The organism is Micromonospora sp. CNZ297 (assembly GCF_007827625.1).
In genome coordinates this window covers 161,405-180,717 of record NZ_VISU01000006.1, presented here as the reverse complement: position 1 = coordinate 180,717, position 19,313 = coordinate 161,405, and the positions used below count along the sequence as shown (strand labels likewise).

Below are 19,313 nucleotides of genomic sequence, written 5' to 3'. Positions count from 1 at the left end.
GGCCTGACGTCGTCACCCGGATGGGTGATACTCGACGGGTGGTGGACGGCGAACGGCGAGCGACGGCCCGGCCCCTGCGACCCGCCGCGCCACCCGACGACGGCACCCCGCCCATCCCGCGGCCCCGCCGCGAACGCGATTCCCTCCCCCCGAAGTCGCCCGCCGACCCGGCCCGCGACGCGGACGCCGAGCCCGGCGCGAACCCGGACGCCACGCCCGGCGTCGAGGCCGGTGGGAAGCCGGCCCCCAAGCCGGGCGTCGAGCTGGACGCCCGGCCCGGCGGAAAGCCGCAGCCCGAATCGGCCGTGAAGGCGGACGCCGAGCCCGGAGCGGGCGGGGACGAGCAGCCGGGCTCGGGGTCGAAGGCACAGGCCGAGGCGGCAGCCGAGAGCGGCGGGCGGCGTCGGCGGATGCCGTTCGCGCACGCCGTCCGGACGCGCCCGCGGCAACTCACAGTCGGCGCGGCCCGGGCCACCCGCGCCTGGTCCCGGCGGCCCGGCGGCCGCACCACGCTGCCCGCGCTGTTCCTGCTCGCGCTGGTCGCCGCCGCCGCCACTGCCGGTGCGGTGGTCGTGCCGGCGGCGGTCGGCCGGCCGGAGCCGGTCGCCGAGGCCACGCCGTCGCAGAGCGTGCCGCAGACCGCGGCGGCGCCCGCCACGCCGCCGTTGCCGGAGCTGACCGGCCTGCCCGGAACCGCCGCGCCCACCGGCACGCCGCTGCCCGGTGCGACCACCGCGCCGGTGCTGCCCGCCGGGCGTCCCGCCGACGCGCTCACCGGCTGGGCGCAGCGGGTCGGCGCGGTGACCGGCGTCCCCGTGGTGGCGCTCCAGGCGTACGCCTACGCCGAGCTGGTGCTCGCCCAGACCAACCGTGGGTGCCAGCTGAGCTGGACCACGCTGGCCGCGATCGGTTACGTCGAGTCGCGCCACGGCGCGGCCAACGGCGCCACGCTGCAAGCCGACGGGCGGGCCCTGCCGGAGATCAAGGGAGAGCCACTCGACGGGCAGGGCGGCCGGTCCCGGATCCTCGACACCGACCAGGGGCTGCTCGACGGCGACCGGGTTCACGACCGGGCGCTCGGCCCGATGCAGTTCATCCCGACCACCTGGCAGGAGATCGGCGCGGACGCGGACGGCGACGGCGTGAAGAACCCGCACGACATCGACGACGCGGCGCTGGCCGCCGGGCTCTACCTGTGCAAGGGCGGCCGGAACATGACCATCCCGGGTGACTGGTGGGGCGCCATCCTTTCCTACAACGATGTGCGTCGGTACGCCCAGGCCGTCTTCGACAAGGCCGACGAGTACGGCAGGCTCAGCCGCAACGTGAGGTGACGGCTCGCGTACATTCGCGGACTCAACCCTTCCCCCCGGCTGCCGTTGACGGCAAGCTAGACGGGTGATGGTGCGCGAGTGGGATCCCAGGACCGCGTCGTCCGCCGAGATCGCGTCCCTGCTGGACACGCTGAACGCGGTCCTGGCGGCCGATCTGCCGCAGGATCCGCCATGGCGGGAGAGCTCCATGCGGGAGTATCTCTCCGAGGTGATGCCCGGCGAGCGGCGGATCTCGTGGGTCGCGCAGGAGGACGCCGGCCCGGACGGCACGCCCGGGGCGATCCTCGGGCATGTGCACGTGCTGCTGCTCGGCGGGATCGGCGTGCTCGAGGTGCTGGTGCACCCGGCGATCCGGCGCAGCGGCGTCGGCCGCGAGCTGGTGCGGGTGGCCGCCCGCCGGGTCTGGGACGAGGGCTTCCAGTCGATCGGTGTGGAGGTGGTCGGCGACACCCCGGCCGTGGGGTTCTACGAGTCGCTGGGCTTCACCCGCGACTACGTGGAGACCCGCAGCGTGCTCGACCTGCGCTCGGTGGACTGGCCGGCGCTCACCGAGATGGCCGCCGAGGTCGGCGCGGGCTACCGCGTGGAGTTCTGGCCGGGTGGCCCGCCGGACGAGCTGATCGAGGCGTACGCGCGGGCCAAGGCCGAGGTGCGCGACTCCGACGACGTGGAGCTGCGGCCCAGCTCCTACGACCCGGACCGGCTGCGCGACAGCCTCGCCACGCTGCACCGGCGCGGCATGAAGCCGTACATCGTGCTGGCGCTGCACGAGCAGACCGGCGAGGTGGCCGGGTTGACCGAGGTGGTGGTGCCGGCGCAGCACCCGACCCGGGCCGACCAGTACGACACGATCGTCGTCCATGACCACCGCGGCTACGGCATCGACCGGGCCATCAAGGCGCGGATGCTGCTGGAGCTGCGTTCGGCCGAGCCCGAGGTGGCCGAGGTGCAGACCTGGAACGCGCAGGACAACGAGTCGATGCTGAAGGTCAACGCCGAGCTGGGCTACCGCCCCGACCGCGACTGGTGCGAATACGGTGTGGACGTGGCCGAACTGGTGCACCGGCTGGACAGTCACCGCTGACCGTTCACCGTCCGGCCATCGAAGGGCTGGACGGTGTACCCACGAGAGCCTTAACGTTCGTTAGTTCCTGTCCACCCATCGTGGAGGCCCCATGCGCCCGCGCCGCACCCTCGCCGCGCTCGCGACCACCGCCGCCGTCACCCTCACGGCGATCGCTGTCGCACCCACCGCGGCCAGCGCCGCGCCCACCGACCTGTTCATCTCGGAGTACGTCGAGGGGTCGTCCAACAACAAGGCCGTCGAGCTGTACAACGGCACCGGCGCCCCGATCGACCTGGGAGCCGGCGGCTACCAGCTCCAGCTCTTCTTCAACGGCGCCACCACCTCGACGAACGTGGCCCTCACCGGGACCGTCGCCGCCGGTGACGTGTTCGTCTTCGCCGCCGCGGCGGCCGCGCCGGCGATCCTCGCCCAAGCCGACCAGACGTACTCCGGTTCGCTGTTCAACGGCGACGACGCGATCGTGCTGCGCAAGGGTGGCACGGTGGTCGACTCCCTGGGCCAGGTCGGCGTCGACCCGGGCAGCGAGTGGGGCAGCGGCCTCACCAGCACTGCGGACAACACGCTGCGCCGGCTGCCCTCGGTGGCCGCCGGCGACACCGACCCGGCGGACCCGTTCGACCCGGCCGCGCAGTGGGCCGGCTTCGCCACCGACACGTTCGACGGCCTGGGCAGCCACACCGTCGGCGACGGTCCGGTCGACCAGCCGCCCACAGTGGCCTGCGGCGGCGCGCTGACGCTGTCGGCGGGCGCCACCGCGACCCGCGAGGTGACCGCGACCGACGCCGACGACACGATCACCGACCTGGCGGTCACCTCGGTCGTGCCGGCGCCGGCGAGCGGCTCGATCAGCCGTACCGCGTTCACCCCGGCGACCGCCGACGGCGGCACGGCCACCGCGACGCTGACCGCCACCGGCCTGCCGGCCGGCGGCTACGCGGTCACCGTGACCTCCACCGACACCGACGGCGACAGCGCCACCTGCACGCTCACCGTGCAGGCCACGAGCGTGCTGTCGGTCGGCGAGGTGCAGGGCCGCACCGCCGACGACGAGGACGGCCGCACCGACCGGTCGCCGCTCGCACCGGCCAGCGGCAACGGCACCAGCTCCACGCTGTACGACGTACGCGGCGTCATCACCGGCATGTCCCTGACCCGCAGTTCGGCCGGGGCCGACCAGTGGGGCTTCTACCTCCAGAGCCGGCTCGGCAGCGAGGACGGCGACCCGCTGACCTCCGACGGCCTGTTCGTCTTCATGGGCTCGTTCACCACGCTGATCGGCGGGTACGCCCCGACCGTCGGTGACGAGGTCGTGCTGCGCGGCCGGGTCTCCGAGTACTTCAGCCAGACCCAGCTGTCCAGCGCCTCGCTGGTCCGCAAGCTCGACTCCGGCCTCGACGTGGACACCGTGGTCCGGGTCGACGACGCGGTCCCGCCGGCCGAGGCGGCCGCCGCCGACCTGTTCTGGGAGCGGCACGAGGGCGAGCGGATGCGGGTACGCGCCGGCAGCGGCGTCTCCGCGCCCCGGCACATCTACTCCTCCACCGCCGACTCCGAGATCTACGTGCTGGACCGCGAGGACCCGGTGATGAAGCGGTCCGACCCGTACGCCCGGCGGGTGTTCCGGGACGCGCACCCGCTCGACGACATCCCCGGCACGCTGTTCGACAACGGCAACAACCAGCGCATCCTGCTGGGTGCGGGCGGTGTGAAGGCGACCGCCGGTGACTCCCGGGCGCTGCTGCCCGAGGCACGCACGTTCGACACGCTCACCGAGGACGCCTACGGCTCCGTCTCGTACGCGTTCAGCAAGTACAGCGTGCAGCCCGAGCAGCTCACGCTGACCGGTGGCACCGACCCGGCCGCCAACCACCCGCCGCAGCCGGCCGACCGCGGCAGCGAGGTCGCGATCGCCACCTACAACGTGGAGAACCTGTACGACTACCGCGACGACCCGTTCGACGGCTGCGACTTCGCCGGCAACACCGGCTGCCCCGGCGTCAGCCCGCCGTTCGACTACGTGCCGGCGAGCCCGGAGGCGTACGCGGCCAAGCTGGCCGTGCAGGCCCGGCAGATCGTCCAGTCGCTGCACAGCCCGGATCTGATCCTGGTGCAGGAGGCCGAGGACCAGGACATCTGCTCGGTGGTCGACGGCGCTCTGGCCTGCGGCGACACCAACAACGCCGACGGCGCGCCGGACACCGTGCAGGAGCTGGCGCTCGCCATCGCGGCCAACGGCGGCCCGGCGTACGCCGCCGCGTACGACCGGACCGGCGCGGACGCCCGGGGCATCGCCTCGGCGTTCCTCTACCGGACCGACCGGCTGACGCTCGCCGAGGCGACCGCCGCGGACCCGCTGCTGGGCTCCGCCCCGACCGTCCAGTACCGCTCGGCGGCGCTGCCGTCCAACGCAGACGTGCAGAACCCCAAGGCGCTCAACGCGGTGCTGCCTGCCGACGTGGACCGGTCGACCGGGGTGGACGGCAGCAACGTCTACACCCGCGCGGCGCAGGTGGCCCGGTTCACAGTGAAGGCCGGCCCCGGATCGACCGAGCGGTTCACGCTCTGGGCGGTCGCCAACCACTTCTCGTCCGGACCGGACAGCCGGGTCGGGCAGCGCCGCGAGCAGGCCGCGTACGGGGCAGCGATCGTCGAGGCGGTCGAGGCGAGCGACCCGAACGCCCGCGTGGTCTACGGCGGGGACCTGAACGTCTTCCCCCGCCCGGACGACCCGATCGCCACCGCCCAGAACCCGACCCCGTCGGACCAGCTCGCCCCGCTGTACGAGGCCGGGCTGCACAACCTCTGGGACGACCTGGTGAAGGACGCACCGGCGTCGGCGTACTCGTACACATTCAGCGGTCAGGCGCAGACGCTGGACAACCTCTTCGTGAACGACCCGATGCACGACGACCTGGTGCAGGTACGGACGGCGCACATCAACGCCGACTACCCGACCGACGCGCCGGAGCTGGGCGACCGGGGTGCCAGCGACCACGACCCGCAGGTGGCCCGGTTCCGGTCGCGCGCCTCGCTGCGGGTCGCGGACACCTCGGTCACCGAGGGCGACAAGGGCACCAGCACGATGACGTTCACCGTCACCGTGTCCCGCCCGCTCTCCGAGCCGGCCCTGATCTGCGCGGCCACCTACGGCACCACCGCCCAGGCCGGGTCGGACTACGACCCGTACGTGGGCTGCCGGGTGCTGGCCGCGGGCCGGACCTCGCTGACGTTCCCGGTCACCGTGCGCGGTGACCGCAAGCGCGAGACGGACGAGAAGCTCACGCTGTACGTGGCCGGGGTGCCGGGCCTGCGGCTCGCCGACCCGTCCGGCGTCGGGACGATCCTGAACGACGACTGAGCGGTGTGCCGCGCGGCGGCCCGTCGATCCCCTCATGGGCGGATCGGCGGGCCGCCGCGGTATCCGCACCGCTGCGGATCGGGCGGAGGCGGCACGCTCCGGTACTTGGCCACCCGCACCTCCCACTGGCTGCGGCGGCGCAGCCAGTCCCGGACCTCCCGGTTGCGGTAGAACGTCTCCGGCGGGCGGGCCAGCCCGTACCGGTCGGCCCACCACTCCCCCGGCTCCGGGTCGGTGATGACGTCGAGGTGGGACGGGTACCGCCGCTCCGCGCCGTCCCGCAGGTCGGCCCGGTCACGCATCGGCTTGAGCACCTTGCCGGTCTCGTCGACGACCACGAGCCGGAAGCCGGCCGTGCCGACGATGCGCGACAGCATGGCCAGGCTCGGCGTCAGCGTCCCCGCCTCGATCCGCCCGATCGTGCTCGGATGCACCCGGGCGAACCGGGCCAGCTCTCGTTGGCTGGCGTCGGCCCGGCGACGCACCGCCCGGACGATCCCCGGTGCCGGGAACGGGACGTCGAACGGCTCGGTGAGCAGCGCCGGCCCGTCGCCTCCCGCCGCCACGGTGGGCACGCCGGGTGCGGCGCAGGCTCCCGTCCCCGTCCCCGTTCCCGTCCCCGTCCTCGCGCCCGTGGCAGCGGCGGTGGCGGTGGCGGTGCCGCTGTGGGCGCCCGTGGCGGTGCCGGCGGCGGCGCCCGCCTCCGGCTCGGTGTCGGCGATGTCTGTCACGCCGCCCACGGTCCCGTCTCCCGCACCGGCCCGGCAACCCCGCTCCCCGCCCTTGTGGAGAACCCGGGATTCGGCGTCCAAATCCGCATGGCAGCGACCGCCAGCACACACAGAGGGTGACGATCACTCAGCGTTAAGGGCTACCATCAAAGCAAGTGACCCAGCTGCAGCACAAAGCCGACTTAAGCGGACACAAACCTCACGATCGCCACGGCAGGGATGACCACCTCGGCAGACTTTGCTCTGCAGCCACCGAGGCAGCGCTCACGATTCGTGACAGTTGCGCCCGTGGCTGCAGAGCAAAGTCGGCGAGGGGTGAAGTGTCCCGCCGGCCGAAAAGATACGCTGAGTGACCGCCTTGGGCTGTGGACAACGTGCGGCGACCACAACGAGGAGGGCGAAACCGGAGAACGGCGAGCCGAGCCCTGCCGCCGCACGTGGCGGCAGCAGACGGACCACGTCGGCCGAGCAGCGGTCAGTAGGTCAGTAGCGCTCGCGCAGCAACTGGGCGGCCTCGACGGCCCAGTAGGTGAGGATGATCTGGGCACCGGCCCGGCGGATCGAGGTGAGCGTCTCCAGCATCACCCGCTCCCGGTCGATCCAGCCGTTCGCGGCGGCCGCCTCGACCATCGCGTACTCGCCGGAGACCTGGTAGGCGGCGACCGGGACGTTCACCGCGTCCCGGACCGCCGACACCACGTCGAGGTAGGGCAGCGCGGGCTTGACCATCACCATGTCGGCGCCCTCGGCCACGTCCAGCTCGACCTCGCGCAGCGACTCGCGCAGGTTCGCCGGGTCCTGCTGGTAGGTGCGCCGGTCCCCCTCCAGCGCCGACTCCACGGCGTCGCGGAACGGGCCGTAGAAGGCGGAGGCGTACTTCACCGCGTACGCGAGCACCGAGACGTCCTGGTGCCCGGCGGCGTCGAGCGCCTTGCGGACCACACCGACCTGGCCGTCCATCATCCCGGACGGCCCGACCACGTGGACCCCGGCGGCGGCCTGGGCCATCGCCATGTCGGCGTACGCGGCGAGCGTGGCGTCGTTGTCGACCCCGCCGTCCGGGGTGAGCAGGCCGCAGTGCCCGTGCGAGGTGAACTCGTCCAGGCACAGGTCGCTCATCACCACAGTCGAGTCGCCGACCTCGGCGACCACGTCCCGGATCGCCGTGTTGAGCACGCCGGCCGGGTCGATGCCACCGGAGCCGGTCTCGTCCCGCGTCGCCGGCACCCCGAACAGCATGATCCCGCCGACCCCGGCCTGGACCGCCTCCGCGGCGGCCTTGCGCAGCGAGTCCCGGGAGTGCTGGAGCACCCCCGGGAGCGACGCGATGGCCCGCGGCTCGGTCAGCCCCTCCTTGACGAACATCGGCACGACCAGCTCGGCCGGGTCGACGCGGGTCTCGGAGACCAGCCGCCGCACGGCCGCGTTGCGGCGCAGCCGGCGGGGCCGGATCTCGGGGTACGGCATGACGGGCCTCCTGTCAGCGGAACCGCAGGGCGGTCGGGCCCTGCACCTTCGAGCCCCGGCGCTGCTTCGCCGGCATGGCGGCGAGCTTCTCCCGCAGCTCGACGGCGTAGGCGGCGAGCGCCTCCACCAGGTCGGGCACCGAGGCGTGCGGCGGCTGCACGTCGACGCGCAGGCCGAACTCGGTGGCGGTCTCCGCCGTCTTGGGCCCGATCACTGCAACAACGGTCCGCGCGTGCGGCTTCCCGGCGATACCGACGAGGTTCCGCACGGTGGACGACGAGGTGAACAGCACCGCGTCGAACCCGCCGGACTTGATCGCGTCGCGGATCTCGGCGGGCGGCGGCGCCGCGCGCACGGTCCGGTACGCGGTCACGTCGTCGACCTCCCAGCCGCGCTCGGTCAGGCCGGCGGCCAGGGTCTCGGTGGCGATGTCGGCGCGCGGCAGCAGCACCCGGCCGACCGGGTCGAGGATCTCGTCGTGCGGCGAGAACTCGGCCAGCAGGCCCTCGGAGGACTGCTCCCCGGAGGGGATCAGCTCGGGCTGGATGCCGAAGGCACGGACCGCCTCGGCGGTGGCGTCACCGATGCAGGCGATCTTCACGCCACCGAAGTGGCGGGCGTCGAGGCCGTGCTCGGCGAACTTCTCCCACACCGCCCGGACCGCGTTCACCGAGGTGAAGATGACCCAGGCGTACCGGCCGTCGACCAGGCCCTTCACGGCCCGCTCCATCTGCGCCGGGGTACGCGGCGGCTCGACCGCGATGGTCGGCACCTCGCACGGGATCGCCCCGTACGCGCGCAGCCGCGCGCTCATCACGCCGGCCTGCTCCTTGGTGCGGGGCACCAGCACCTTCCAGCCGTACAGCGGGCGGTTCTCCCACCAGCTCAGCTTGTCGCGGTCGGTGACGGCCGCGCCGACGGTGAGCACCACCCGGCCGGTGAAGCCGAGCGCCGCCGCGACGAAGGAGTCGACTGTCGACGTGGTGGTGTACTGCGTCTCGCCGGTGCCGTCACCGGTCACCCCGACCGCAGTGGTGCCGTCGACCCCGGCGGCCAGCAGGCCGTCCCGGACGGCGGCCAGGTCACCGGCGTCCACGGCGAGCGCCAGCGAACCCCGCCCGACGGCGGTGGCGAGCGCCTCGAAGTCCAGCGCGGTGACGTCCTCGACGTCGGCGGCGGTGCGTACGCCCGGCAGCGGGACACCCGCGTACGTGGCCACGCCCTCGGCCTGACCGACGCCCGGGACCACCTCGAAGTGCGCGGCGGTACGCGCGACCGCCTGCACCTCCTTGACCACCGAGTCGTGGCCGAACGGGTCACCGGCGACCAGGTGCACGGCGTTCTGCCCGGACCGGGCCGCGGAGATCAGCACCTTCGCCACGTCCCCCGGCACGCCCTCGGCGGGGCTGAACTCGGCGTCCGGCCGGGCCTGGGCGCGGACGTGCGCCAGGAGCGACTCGGGTACGCCCCGGTCGTAGACCACCTGGTCGGCCTCGACCAGGGCGTCCAGCGCCCGGCGGGTCAGCAGGCCCGGGTCGCCGGGACCGGCCCCGACGAATGCGATCTGGCCTACGGGCTTACGGGTGCGGGTCATTCTGTGCTCCCAAGTTGCTGGGTCCCCGGGCCGGCCTGTGCGTCCTGGCCGAGGATCGAGTCGGCGCCGAGTTCGAGGAGTTCGGCGGCGAGTGCCTTGCCGATCTCCGCCGCGTCGGCGGGCGTTCCGGTGCGGGACAGCCGGAGGTCACGAGTACCGTCCGGGCTGATCACCGCACCGCGCAGGTAGATCTCCTGATTGACGTCGCCCTCGTCGGTGGGCTCGCCTTCGGCGAGAACGGCGTACGCGGCCACGGGCGCGCTGCACCCTGCCTCCAGGGTGGCCAGCAGCGCCCGTTCCGCGGTGATCGCGGCACGGGACGGTGCGTGGTCGAGCAGCGCGAGCAGCTCGATCACGTCCTGGTCGTCGGCCCGGCACTCGACGGCGAGCGCACCCTGGGCGGGTGCGGGCAGCATGAGCATCGGGTCGAGCGTCTCGGTGATGACGTCGGCGCGGCCGATCCGGTTGAGCCCGGCGCGGGCGAGCACGACGGCGTCGAGGTCGGCGTCCGGGCCGAGCACGCGGCCGAGCCGGGTGTCGACGTTGCCCCGGATCGGGCTGACCTCCAACTGCATGCCCAGCGCGTGCAACTGGGCGATCCGGCGCAGCGCGCCGGTGCCGACGCGGGCGCCGGGCGGCAGCTCGGCGAGCGTACGGCCGTTCGTGGCCACCAGCGCGTCACGCGGATCCTGCCGGGGCGGTACGGCCGCGACATGCAGGCCGGGCGCCGCCGCGGTGGGCAGGTCCTTGTACGAGTGGACGGCGAAGTCGATCTCGCCGGCGGTCAGCGCGTCGCGCAGCGCGGAGACGAACACGCCGACGCCGAGCCGCTGCACCGGGGCGGTGGACCTGTCGCCGGCGGTCACCACCTCGACCAGCTCGACCGGGCGGCCGGTGGCCGCGGTGAGGGCCTCGGCGACGTGGCCGGACTGGGCCATCGCCAGGGCGCTGCCCCGGGTACCGAGGCGAAGGGGGGCGGTCATCGCGCACCTCCGGTGGGCGGGACGTCGGCGGCGTCGAACGACGGCCGGCCGTCGAGGTCGGTGGCGACCACGTCGGGGACGGTGTCGACCGGGGACGTCTGCGGAACGTCCAGGTCGAACAGTTCGCGCAGCAGCGCCGCGTACTGGTCGCCGCCGGGCTCGGCGGCGAGCTGGCGGACCCGTACGGTCGGCTGGTGCAGCAGCCGCTGCACGACCCGGTGCACGGTGCGGGCGACCTCGGCGCGCTGGTCGTCGCTGAGGTCGGGGCGGCGCTGGCCGAGTCGGCGCAGCTCGGTGGTGACGACGTCCTCGGCCCGGCCGCGCAGGGCGGCCACCGTCGGTGCGACGTCGGCGCCGCGCAGCCAGCTCAGGAACGCCTCGACCTCGCCGGTCACGATCCGGGCCACCTCGGCGGCGTCGGCCGCGGCCGGTCCGTCGGCGAGGACGGCGGCCATCCGGTCGATGTCGATCACCTCGACGCCGGGCAGCTCGGCGACGCCGGGCTCGACGTCGCGCGGGACGGCCAGGTCGAGCAGGACCAGCGGGCCGCGGTCGGCGTCCCGGCGGGCCAGCGCCCGGGTCACCACGTCGCGGGTGAGCACCGCCTCGGTGGCGGCGGTGGCGGCGACCACGACGTCGACGTCGGCGAGCGCGGTGATCAGCTCGGCCATCGGCACGGCGGACGCGCCGTACGACTCGGCGAGCCGGACGGCACGGGCGGCGCCCCGGTTGGTCACGGTGAGCGGGCCGGCGCCCAGCCGGGACAGCGTGGCCACGCCCAGCGAGCCCATCGCGCCGGCGCCCACCACCATGGCGGGCCGGCCGGCCAGGTCGCCGTCGAGCAGCCCGGCGGCGAGATCGAGTGCGGCGGTGACGACGCTCTGCCCGGCCCGGTCGATGTTGGTCTCGGCGTGCGCGCGCTTGCCGACCCGCAGCGCCTGCTGCATCAGCTCGTGCAGCAGCCGCCCGGCGGAGTCGGCGCCACCGGCGGAGTGGTAGGCGTCGCGAAGCTGGCCGAGGATCTGCGCCTCGCCCACCACCATCGAGTCGAGCCCGGCGGCCACCCGGAAGACGTGGTCCACGGCGGCGGCGTCGTAGTGGACGTAGAGGTGCGGGGCGAGCGCCGCGGGCTGGCAGCCGGCCTGGTCGGCCAGGACCGCGCAGATGTCACCGAGTCCGCCGTGGAACCCGGAGACGGCGGCGTAGACCTCCACCCGGTTGCAGGTGGAGACCAGGACGGCCTCGGCGACGTACGGCTGGGCGATCAGGCGGTCCAGCGTGCGGGTGAGGTCGGCGGGCGGGACGGCCAGCTGTTCCAGGGTGGCGACCGGGGCGGTGCGGTAGGACGCGCCGACGACGAGCAGTTTCACGTGCCGATCGCCTCCTGGGTGTCGGTTGCCGCGAGTCCGCCGGGCAGTGCGGTGAGGGCGGACCCGCCGGTGGCGGGGAGCGCGGTCAGCGATGCCTTGCGGTGCTCGTGGAAGGACAGGATCTGCAGCTCGATGGCGAGGTCGACCTTGCGCACGTCGACCCCGTCCGGAACCGAGAGTACGCAGGGCGCGAAGTTGAGGATGCTCGTCACGCCGACGGCGACCAACTGGTCGGCGACCGCCTGGGCGGCCGGGGCGGGGGTGGCGATGACGCCGATCGAGATCGACTCCTCGGCGACGATCTGGGGCAGCTCGTCGACGTGCCGTACGACCAGGCCGTTGATCACTTCGCCGACGCGGGACCGGTCGGCGTCGACCAGCGCGGCGATGCGGAATCCGCGGTTGGCGAAGCCGTCGTAGCCGGCCAGGGCGTGACCGAGATTACCCACGCCGACGAGCGCGACGGTCCGGCACTGGGTGAGCCCGAGCACCGAGGAGATCTGGTCGACCAGCAGCGCCACGTCGTAGCCGACGCCGCGGGTGCCGTACGAGCCGAGGTGGGACAGGTCCTTGCGGAGCTTCGCGGAGTTGACGCCGGCGGCGTTGGCGAGGCCCTCGCTGGACACCGTCTCGTGCCCGGCGTCGGCGAGCGCGTGCAGCGCACGCAGGTATTCCGGGAGCCGGGACACGGTCGCCTCGGGCAGGTCCGGAAGCGCCGGTACGGCACCGGTGCGACCGGGCGCGCCTGGTTGACGGTGCTGGCTCATGAGACTCCGTGCGGTGCGATCCTCGACCAGCGACGGGGGCCGGTCGTTTCGGGACTCCCGCTGGCGACCGAGATTGCCGGCTGTGCTAGCAGGGCGCGTCGGAACTACAGAGTAGGTGTTTGTGAAGGGGTGCACAAATCGCGATCTTGAAAGCTCGCGACGCGCCTTCACCTGCCCCTCCATTCCCGCAAGATCGATCAACCGCCTCTCTCGGCGGCGCATGCCGATTATTGCTCAATCCAGACTTCCCTGACCAATCGCGCGGGGCCCGTAGCGCTCCGTGACCGGCGTGGCGAGGCGAGTCTCACGTTTCGAGTAGGGAGAACCCCACCCCGAACAGGCCAGCGTGCGGGATGGGTGGGCGGGGCACGCGCCCATAGCCTCGAACCATGACCGCAGCACCACTGGCCACCGCGCCCGCTCCGCTGTCCCCCGTCCACGGGCTCCTGCGCCGCCTCGCCCGCGACACCACCTACGTGCTCGTGGGCCTCCCGCTGGCGATCGTCAGCTTCGTGCTGGCAGTGGTGGGGATCTCACTCAGCGCCGGGCTGCTGGTGACCACGCTCGGCCTGCCGATCCTCGCCGGCTTCCTCTACGCGGCCCGCGGGCTGGCCGACATCGAGCGGCTCCGGCTCGCCGGGGTGCAGGACCGGCCCCGGGTACGCCCGGTCTACCGCAGACCGGAGCCGGGTGCCGGGTTCTGGCGCCGGGTGTTCACCCCGATCCGGGACGCGCAGTCGTGGCTCGACCTGCTGCACGCCTTCGTCCGGCTGCTCGTGGCGGTGCCCACGTTCGTGCTGCTCGTGGTCTGGTGGGTGCTCGCACTGGGCGGCACCCTCTACATCGCGTACGACTGGGCCATCCCGCGCGGCGCGGACGACCAGGACCTGAGCCAGCTCCTCGGGATGGGCGACGGCCCCGGCGCGCGGATCGCCCTGAACACCGCGATCGGGCTGTTCGCCCTGTTCACCCTCCCGCTGGTGGCACGCGGGTGCGCCCGGCTCCAGGCCGGGCTGGCGTACTCGCTGCTCACCGGCGTGGCCGAGATGCGGCAGCGGATCGTCACGCTGGAGGAGCAGAAGCGGGCCGCCGCCTCGGCCGAGGCGGTCGCGCTGCGCCGGCTGGAGCGCGACATCCACGACGGCCCGCAGCAGCGGCTGGTCCGGCTCGCCATGGACCTCGGCCGGGCCCGCCACCAGCTCGCCGCCGACCCGGAGGCGGCCCGGCAGACGCTCGACGAGGCGGTCGCGCAGACCCGGGAGACGCTGGACGAGCTGCGTGCCCTGTCCCGGGGCATCGCGCCGCCGATCCTGGTCGACCGGGGCCTGCCCAGCGCGCTCGCCGCGCTCGCCGCCCGCGCCCTGGTACCCACCGAGCTGACCGTGGACGACGACCTGGGCACCGCCGCCGGACGGCTCGACCCGGGGCTGGAGAGCACCGCGTACTTCGTGGTGGCCGAGGCCCTGACGAACGTCTCGAAGCACAGCCGGGCGAACATCTGCCGGGTGGAGGTCACCCGGAAGGTGGGCCGGCTGGAGATCACCGTCACCGACGACGGCGCCGGCGGCGCGCACCTGGCCAAGGGGCACGGGCTCAGCGGCATCGCCGACCGGGTCCGGGCGGCGGGCGGCACCCTGGAGGTGGCCAGCCCGGCCGGCGGCCCGACCCGGATCCACGCCGAACTGCCGAGGTGACCTGGTTCGCCCGGGCTCCGGGCCGTCGCGCGGTGGCGCGGCGCGCCCGGCATCCGGGCCGCCGGGCGGCAACCGGGTCCGGGCGTGATAGACACCGGACCCATGCGGGTGGTGATCGCGGACGACGCCGTACTGCTCCGGGAGGGGCTGGTCCGGCTGCTGACCGAGTACGGGCACGAGGTGGTGGCGGCCGTCGGTGACGGTGACGCGCTGGTCGAGGCGGTGGTGGCGCACCGGCCCGACGTGTCGGTGGTGGACGTGCGGATGCCGCCGTCACACACCGACGAGGGACTGCGCGCCGCGGTGGAGGCCCGCCGCCGGGTGCCCGGTACGCCGATCCTGGTGCTGTCCCAGTACGTCGAGGTGTCGTACGCCGACGACCTGCTGGACACCGCGGGCGGGGGCGGCGGTGGGATCGGCTACCTGCTCAAGGACCGGGTCGCCGCGATCGACGAGTTCCTCGACGGCCTGGCCCGGGTGGCGGCCGGCGGCACCGTGCTCGACCCGGAGGTGATCAGCCAGTTGCTGGTCCGGCGGCGGCGCGACGACCCGCTGGCGTCGCTGACCCCGCGCGAGCGCGAGGTGCTGGCGCTGATGGCCGAGGGCCGCTCGAACACCGCCATCGCCCGGACGCTCGTGGTCAGCGACGGCGCGGTGGAGAAGCACGTCCGCAACATCTTCACCAAGCTCGACCTGCCCCCTGATGCGACCACCCACCATCGCCGCGTCCTGGCTGTCCTGGCCCACCTGCGCGCCTGACCGGGCCGGTCAGGCGAGCGTGCGGGCCACTGTCACCGCCTCGGTGAGCGTGTCGGCGGCCGGGTGGCCGCTGCCGCGCAGCCGGTCCGGGTCGGACAGGCCGCCGGTGTAGAGGACGCAGCGGGCGCCGACCGAGGCGGCCGCGTCGGCGTCGTCGAGCGAGTCGCCGATCAGCACCACCTCGTGCCCGCCCAGCCCCAGCTCGGCCAGGTGCTTCTCCAGCCACTCGGCCTTGTGCCCGCCGCCGACCGTGGCGCGCAGCCCGTCCACCCGGCGGAAGTGCGGGGTCAGGCCGTACGTGTGCACGGTCGGCACCAGCTCGTCGTGGAACCACATGGACAACAGCGACTGGCTGCCCTCCCAGGACTCGATCGCGGTGGTGGCGTCGGCGGCCAGGGCGCAGGTGGTCAGCCCGGCCCGGTAGGCGTCGTGGAAGACCCGGTCGAGCGTCCCGAACGCCTCGGCGTCCACGGCCCGGCCGAGCATCTCGGCGTAGTAGTCGGCGATCGGCCGCCGGAACCGGACCCGGTGCTCGGCCGCGGTGACCGCCGGCCCGCCGGCGCTGGCGAAGGCGACGTTAGTGGCCTGGACCACCAGGTCGAGGTCGTCGAGGAGCGTTCCGTTCCAGTCCCACACGAGGTGGCGTCGCATACCCGTCACCCGAGCACCATAGTGCTAGAGCTGCGGCGTGGTCAGATCGCGCAGCAGCCGGTCCTCCTCGACCCGCCAGTAGCCGTGCTCCTTGCCGTCGAGCAGCACCACAGGCAGCCGGTCGCCGTAGTCGCGCTCCATCTCCAGGTCGCCTGTGACGTCCCGCTCCACCCACCGGTCGCCGGTGACCGCCACCACCCGGTCGAGCGCGGCCTTGGCGTCGTCGCACAGGTGACAGCCGGACCGGGTGATCAGGATGAGCCTCGGGTCACTGGACATCGGATACCTCCGTGCGGATCTCGGTCGGCGTCGCCGGGGACGGCACCGCGGGCGCCGGGCGCAGCTCGGTCTTGCGTACCTTCCCGATCGCCGAGTACGGCAGGCTGTCGACGAACTCGACGGCGGTCGGGCACTTGAACCGGGCCAGGTTACGCGCGCAGTGGGCGAGCAGGTCCTCCGCCGTCACCGGCGGGCCGGCCGCCCGGACCACGTACGCCCGCACAGTCTCGCCGGTCCGCGGGTGCGGCACGCCCAGGACGGCCGACTCGGCCACCCCGGGGTGCGCCTGGAGCACCAGCTCCACCTCGTGCGGGTAGACGTTGAAGCCGTTGACGAGGATCAGCTCGCCGAGCCGGTCGACCAGGAACAGGTCGCCGTCGCCGTCGGCGTACGCCACGTCGCCGGTGGGCCACCAGCCGTCCGGGTCCGGCCCACCCCGCCCGTCCGGCCAGTATCCGGCGAACAGGTTCGGGCCGCGTACCACGATCTGCCCGGGGTCGGTGCCGGACGGCTCGTCGGAGAGGTCCATCTCGTCCTCGTCGGGGGCGTCGGCGGGCACCCCGTCGCGCCACAGCTCGGTGCCGTCGGACCCGACGAGGCGCAGCCCGACGCCGGGCAGCGGGCGGCCGATCGACCCGGGTTTCGGCTCGCCGCCGACGAGCGTCGAGGTGAGCACCGGCGCGGTCTCGGTGAGCCCGTAGCCGACGTGCACCGGATGCCCGGTCAGCTCGGTGAAGCGCGCGCCGGCTGCGAGCGGCAGCGGCGCCGCGCCGCACACCGCGACGCGTACCGAGGCGAGCGCCGCGGCCGGGTCACGCTCCGCCTCGGCCCAGGTCAGGAACATCGGCGGTACGCCGACGAGCACTGTGACCCGGTGCCGGGCGATGTCGTCCAGCGCGCCGGCCGGGCCGGGCTCGTCGACGAGCACCCCGGTCGCGCCGTGCCGCACGACGGCGCCGAGTGCGGAGTTCAGCCCGTACGCGTGGAACAGCGGAAGGGCGAGCAGCACGACGTCGTCGGGGCCGACCACAGGCGGTTCGATGCGGTCGACCTGGTCGTGGTTGGCGGCGAGCGCCCGGTGTGACAGCATCGCGCCCTTGGGCCGGCCCTCGGTGCCGGAGGTGTAGAGCAGGACTGCGAGGTCGTCGCCGGAGCGGGCCGGGAACCGGGCCGGCGCGGCGTCGCCGGACACCGGCGGCGCGGTGTGCACGGCACGCAGCGCGGGCAGCTCGGCGGGGTCCACCCGAGCGGTCACCTCGGGCGCGCCGACGAGCACGGTCGCGCCGGAGTCGGCGAGGACGTGCCGCAGCTCGCGGGCGGTCAGCGTCGGGTTGACCGGTACGGCCACCAGCCCGGCCCGGAGCGCGGCGAGGTAGGTGACCACGAAGTCGGGGGTGTTGCCGAACGCGATCGCCACCCGGGGCGGGTGGCCGGTTCCGTCGGCCGGTGGCGCGTCGGCGAGCAGTGCGCGGGCGGTGGCGGTGACCGCGTCGTCCAGCTCGGACCAGAGCAGCGTCCGGTCGCGCCAGTGCAGCGCGGCCCGGTCGCCCCGTTGCGCGGCGGCGTGGCGGAGCCGGTCGGCGAGGTTCGGCGCGGAGCTTTCGGCGGCGTCCTGCACGGTGGCTGAGTCTGGCACAGCGGTGTCCGACAGGCCATGCCCGAACACGGCGCCGGGTCCGCCGCACGGGACTGCAATTGCCGTACGGTGGGATTCCTAGCCACGGGATGAGGATCTCCACCGGTGCCCGGGCGGGAAGCCGGACGTGACCCGGCCGCACCGCTCCCGCGACACGCCGAGCGGAAAGAAAATCGGCTCCGACCAGGACTTTCCACTGCGGACCAGGTTCCGGCGCGAAAGTCAACCACACACGACGGACAACGGGTCCGCCATGTGTGCGACCTGGCGGGAAATACTTCCGCTCTGTGTAACGGACTTGCCACGCGTGGGTGACGTTGGCCCTATCATCACTCGGGTCGGCTCACCCCATTTGCCGTGAGTCGACACCCCTCAGCCCGAGGAGGCCCCCGTGCCCGTGAGCGCATTGGACCAGCACCTCAAGGGGATCTGCCGCCCGTCGGCACGTCCCGACCCGGCCGTGCCCGACCGGGTGTTACCCGGTCCTCCGGCGCGGTCACTGTCCGCTCAGCCTGGGGAGGCGCGGTGACCACCTTCGGTTACGCCGAACGACCGGCCGGTGTCACCGGGCCGGCCCAGCGCAACCCGCTCAACGAGCGCGCGGACCCCGGCCCCCGGGGCACCGACGGCCAGCTCGCGGTACGCGGCGACGGGCGGCGCGTCCGCAGCCGCGCGCACCACACGAACGAGGCGCCGCCCCGCCCCGCGACCCCGGGCGGCAACGCGAAGCCCGCGACCGGCCGCCTGGGCAGTCCGACCCGCCCGACCATGCCGGCCCAGGCGCGACGCGGCGACGCGGCGACCGGGGCCGAGCCGTCCGCCGCCGAGACCGCGGTCCTGCCGGCGGTGACCACCGGCGACACCGCCGTCCTGCCCGCCGTGCCGGCCGCCGCGCCCGCCACCGGCTTCCCCAGCCGCCCCGACCCGTCCGACCCGGCCACCGAGGTGTGGACGCTGGTCGAGCGCGCACAGGCGGGCGAGTCCGAGGCGTTCGGGCTGATCTACGACAGGTACGTCGACACCGTCTTCCGGTTCGTCTACTTCCGCGTCGGCAACCGCCAGCTCGCCGAGGACCTCACCTCCGACACGTTCCTGCGGGCGCTCAAGCGGATCGGCAGCTTCACCTGGCAGGGGCGCGACCTCGGCGCCTGGCTGGTCACCATCGCCCGCAACCTGGTCGCCGACCACTTCAAGTCCGGGCGCTACCGGCTGGAGGTCACCACCGGTGACGTCCTGGACGCCGACCGGGAGGACCGCGGACCCGAGGGCAGCCCCGAGGCGGCGGTGGTGGAGCACATCACGAACGTCGCCCTGCTCACCGCCGTCAAGCAGCTCAACCCGGAGCAGCAGGAGTGCATCGTGCTGCGATTCCTCCAGGGCTTCTCGGTGGCCGAGACGGCCCGCTCCATGGGCAAGAACGAGGGCGCCATCAAGGCCCTGCAGTACCGGGCGGTCCGGGCGCTGGCCCGGCTGCTGCCCGACGGCTTCCACTCCTGACGGTCCCGACCCGGCCGGCGCACGACGCCGGGCGGTGTCGCATGCCCGACGTACCCCCCACCCGCCCCTCACTCCCGGTGATTTCGCCGCCGCCCCAGCCGTAACC

At 73.9% G+C, this 19,313-nt stretch carries 15 protein-coding genes; 6 read left to right on the top strand and 9 right to left on the bottom strand.

Features of this window, described 5'->3' with window-relative positions; genetic code table 11:
- Positions 1-20: 20 nt before the first annotated feature.
- The 3 genes from FB454_RS13855 to FB454_RS13845 all read left to right on the top strand — a co-directional run bounded on the left by FB454_RS13855 (position 21) and on the right by FB454_RS13845 (position 5,779).
- On the top strand, positions 21-1,334 hold the full coding sequence (locus FB454_RS13855) for a lytic transglycosylase domain-containing protein (protein ID WP_013288740.1): 1,314 nt from the start codon (positions 21-23) through the stop codon (positions 1,332-1,334).
- A 67-nt stretch (positions 1,335-1,401) separates the two neighbouring features.
- Positions 1,402-2,418 (top strand): GNAT family N-acetyltransferase, encoded by a 1,017-nt coding sequence (locus tag FB454_RS13850; RefSeq protein WP_013288741.1) that lies wholly within the window; start codon positions 1,402-1,404, stop codon positions 2,416-2,418.
- 91 nt (positions 2,419-2,509) lie between these two features.
- Positions 2,510-5,779 (top strand): lamin tail domain-containing protein, encoded by a 3,270-nt coding sequence (locus tag FB454_RS13845; protein WP_145755686.1) that lies wholly within the window; start codon positions 2,510-2,512, stop codon positions 5,777-5,779.
- 32 nt (positions 5,780-5,811) lie between these two features.
- Here FB454_RS13845 and FB454_RS13840 read toward each other — a convergent pair whose 3' ends face one another.
- From FB454_RS13840 to FB454_RS13815, 6 genes are all read right to left on the bottom strand, one after another.
- Complete coding sequence (locus FB454_RS13840) at positions 5,812-6,510, bottom strand: helix-turn-helix domain-containing protein (RefSeq protein ID WP_486481626.1); 699 nt, start codon at positions 6,508-6,510, stop codon at positions 5,812-5,814.
- Positions 6,511-6,993: 483 nt separating this feature from the next.
- A complete protein-coding gene (gene hemB, locus FB454_RS13835) occupies positions 6,994-7,977 on the bottom strand; it encodes a porphobilinogen synthase (protein ID WP_145755688.1) in 984 nt (327 codons plus the stop codon).
- A gap of 13 nt (positions 7,978-7,990) precedes the next feature.
- Entirely contained in the window at positions 7,991-9,571 is a 1,581-nt protein-coding gene (locus FB454_RS13830; protein ID WP_013475156.1) for a bifunctional uroporphyrinogen-III C-methyltransferase/uroporphyrinogen-III synthase, read from the bottom strand.
- Positions 9,568-10,554 (bottom strand): hydroxymethylbilane synthase, encoded by a 987-nt coding sequence (gene hemC / locus FB454_RS13825; RefSeq protein ID WP_013288746.1) that lies wholly within the window; start codon positions 10,552-10,554, stop codon positions 9,568-9,570. The genes FB454_RS13830 and hemC overlap by 4 nt, the downstream gene beginning before the upstream one ends.
- Positions 10,551-11,924 carry a glutamyl-tRNA reductase gene (locus FB454_RS13820; protein ID WP_013288747.1) on the bottom strand — a complete coding sequence of 458 codons (1,374 nt, stop codon included), beginning with the start codon at positions 11,922-11,924 and terminating at the stop codon, positions 10,551-10,553. Before FB454_RS13820 ends, hemC begins: the two co-directional genes overlap by 4 nt.
- Positions 11,921-12,691, bottom strand: coding sequence for a redox-sensing transcriptional repressor Rex (locus FB454_RS13815; protein WP_013288748.1), 771 nt, complete (start codon positions 12,689-12,691; stop codon positions 11,921-11,923). Before FB454_RS13815 ends, FB454_RS13820 begins: the two co-directional genes overlap by 4 nt.
- Before the next feature lie 389 nt (positions 12,692-13,080).
- On the opposite strand from FB454_RS13815, the gene FB454_RS13810 reads away from it, so the two are divergent.
- The gene (locus tag FB454_RS13810; RefSeq protein WP_047893141.1) at positions 13,081-14,385 is read left to right on the top strand and encodes a sensor histidine kinase; all 1,305 of its coding nucleotides are present in this window, start codon (positions 13,081-13,083) and stop codon (positions 14,383-14,385) included.
- 102 nt (positions 14,386-14,487) lie between these two features.
- Positions 14,488-15,144 carry a LuxR C-terminal-related transcriptional regulator gene (locus FB454_RS13805; protein WP_013475153.1) on the top strand — a complete coding sequence of 219 codons (657 nt, stop codon included), beginning with the start codon at positions 14,488-14,490 and terminating at the stop codon, positions 15,142-15,144.
- A 9-nt stretch (positions 15,145-15,153) separates the two neighbouring features.
- Here the strand turns inward: FB454_RS13805 and FB454_RS13800 are convergent, their stop codons facing one another.
- Genes FB454_RS13800 through FB454_RS13790 form a run of 3 tightly spaced genes read right to left on the bottom strand, consistent with a single transcriptional unit; the run spans position 15,154 to position 17,740 of the window.
- On the bottom strand, positions 15,154-15,795 hold the full coding sequence (locus FB454_RS13800; protein WP_013288751.1) for an HAD family hydrolase: 642 nt from the start codon (positions 15,793-15,795) through the stop codon (positions 15,154-15,156).
- A 24-nt stretch (positions 15,796-15,819) separates the two neighbouring features.
- The gene (locus FB454_RS13795; protein ID WP_145755689.1) at positions 15,820-16,074 is read right to left on the bottom strand and encodes a glutaredoxin family protein; all 255 of its coding nucleotides are present in this window, start codon (positions 16,072-16,074) and stop codon (positions 15,820-15,822) included.
- Positions 16,064-17,740 carry an AMP-binding protein gene (locus FB454_RS13790; protein WP_013475151.1) on the bottom strand — a complete coding sequence of 559 codons (1,677 nt, stop codon included), beginning with the start codon at positions 17,738-17,740 and terminating at the stop codon, positions 16,064-16,066. The genes FB454_RS13795 and FB454_RS13790 overlap by 11 nt, the downstream gene beginning before the upstream one ends.
- A gap of 495 nt (positions 17,741-18,235) precedes the next feature.
- On the opposite strand from FB454_RS13790, the gene FB454_RS13785 reads away from it, so the two are divergent.
- Entirely contained in the window at positions 18,236-19,207 is a 972-nt protein-coding gene (locus tag FB454_RS13785) for an ECF subfamily RNA polymerase sigma factor, BldN family (RefSeq protein ID WP_013288754.1), read from the top strand.
- The last annotated feature ends 106 nt before the right edge of the window (positions 19,208-19,313 follow it).

Excerpts from the sequence above, each read along its gene's own strand:
- hemB (WP_145755688.1), bottom strand. The coding sequence starts at position 7,977 with ATGCCGTACCCCGAGATCCGGCCCCGCCGGCTGCGCCGCAACGCGGCC.
- FB454_RS13850 (WP_013288741.1), top strand. The coding sequence starts at position 1,402 with ATGGTGCGCGAGTGGGATCCCAGGACCGCGTCGTCCGCCGAGATCGCG.
- FB454_RS13830 (WP_013475156.1), bottom strand. The coding sequence starts at position 9,571 with ATGACCCGCACCCGTAAGCCCGTAGGCCAGATCGCATTCGTCGGGGCC.
- FB454_RS13845 (WP_145755686.1), top strand. The coding sequence starts at position 2,510 with ATGCGCCCGCGCCGCACCCTCGCCGCGCTCGCGACCACCGCCGCCGTC.
- FB454_RS13795 (WP_145755689.1), bottom strand. The coding sequence starts at position 16,074 with ATGTCCAGTGACCCGAGGCTCATCCTGATCACCCGGTCCGGCTGTCAC.
- FB454_RS13805 (WP_013475153.1), top strand. The coding sequence starts at position 14,488 with ATGCGGGTGGTGATCGCGGACGACGCCGTACTGCTCCGGGAGGGGCTG.
- FB454_RS13815 (WP_013288748.1), bottom strand. The coding sequence starts at position 12,691 with ATGAGCCAGCACCGTCAACCAGGCGCGCCCGGTCGCACCGGTGCCGTA.
- FB454_RS13810 (WP_047893141.1), top strand. The coding sequence starts at position 13,081 with ATGACCGCAGCACCACTGGCCACCGCGCCCGCTCCGCTGTCCCCCGTC.
- FB454_RS13800 (WP_013288751.1), bottom strand. The coding sequence starts at position 15,795 with ATGCGACGCCACCTCGTGTGGGACTGGAACGGAACGCTCCTCGACGAC.
- hemC (WP_013288746.1), bottom strand. The coding sequence starts at position 10,554 with ATGACCGCCCCCCTTCGCCTCGGTACCCGGGGCAGCGCCCTGGCGATG.
- FB454_RS13855 (WP_013288740.1), top strand. The coding sequence starts at position 21 with ATGGGTGATACTCGACGGGTGGTGGACGGCGAACGGCGAGCGACGGCC.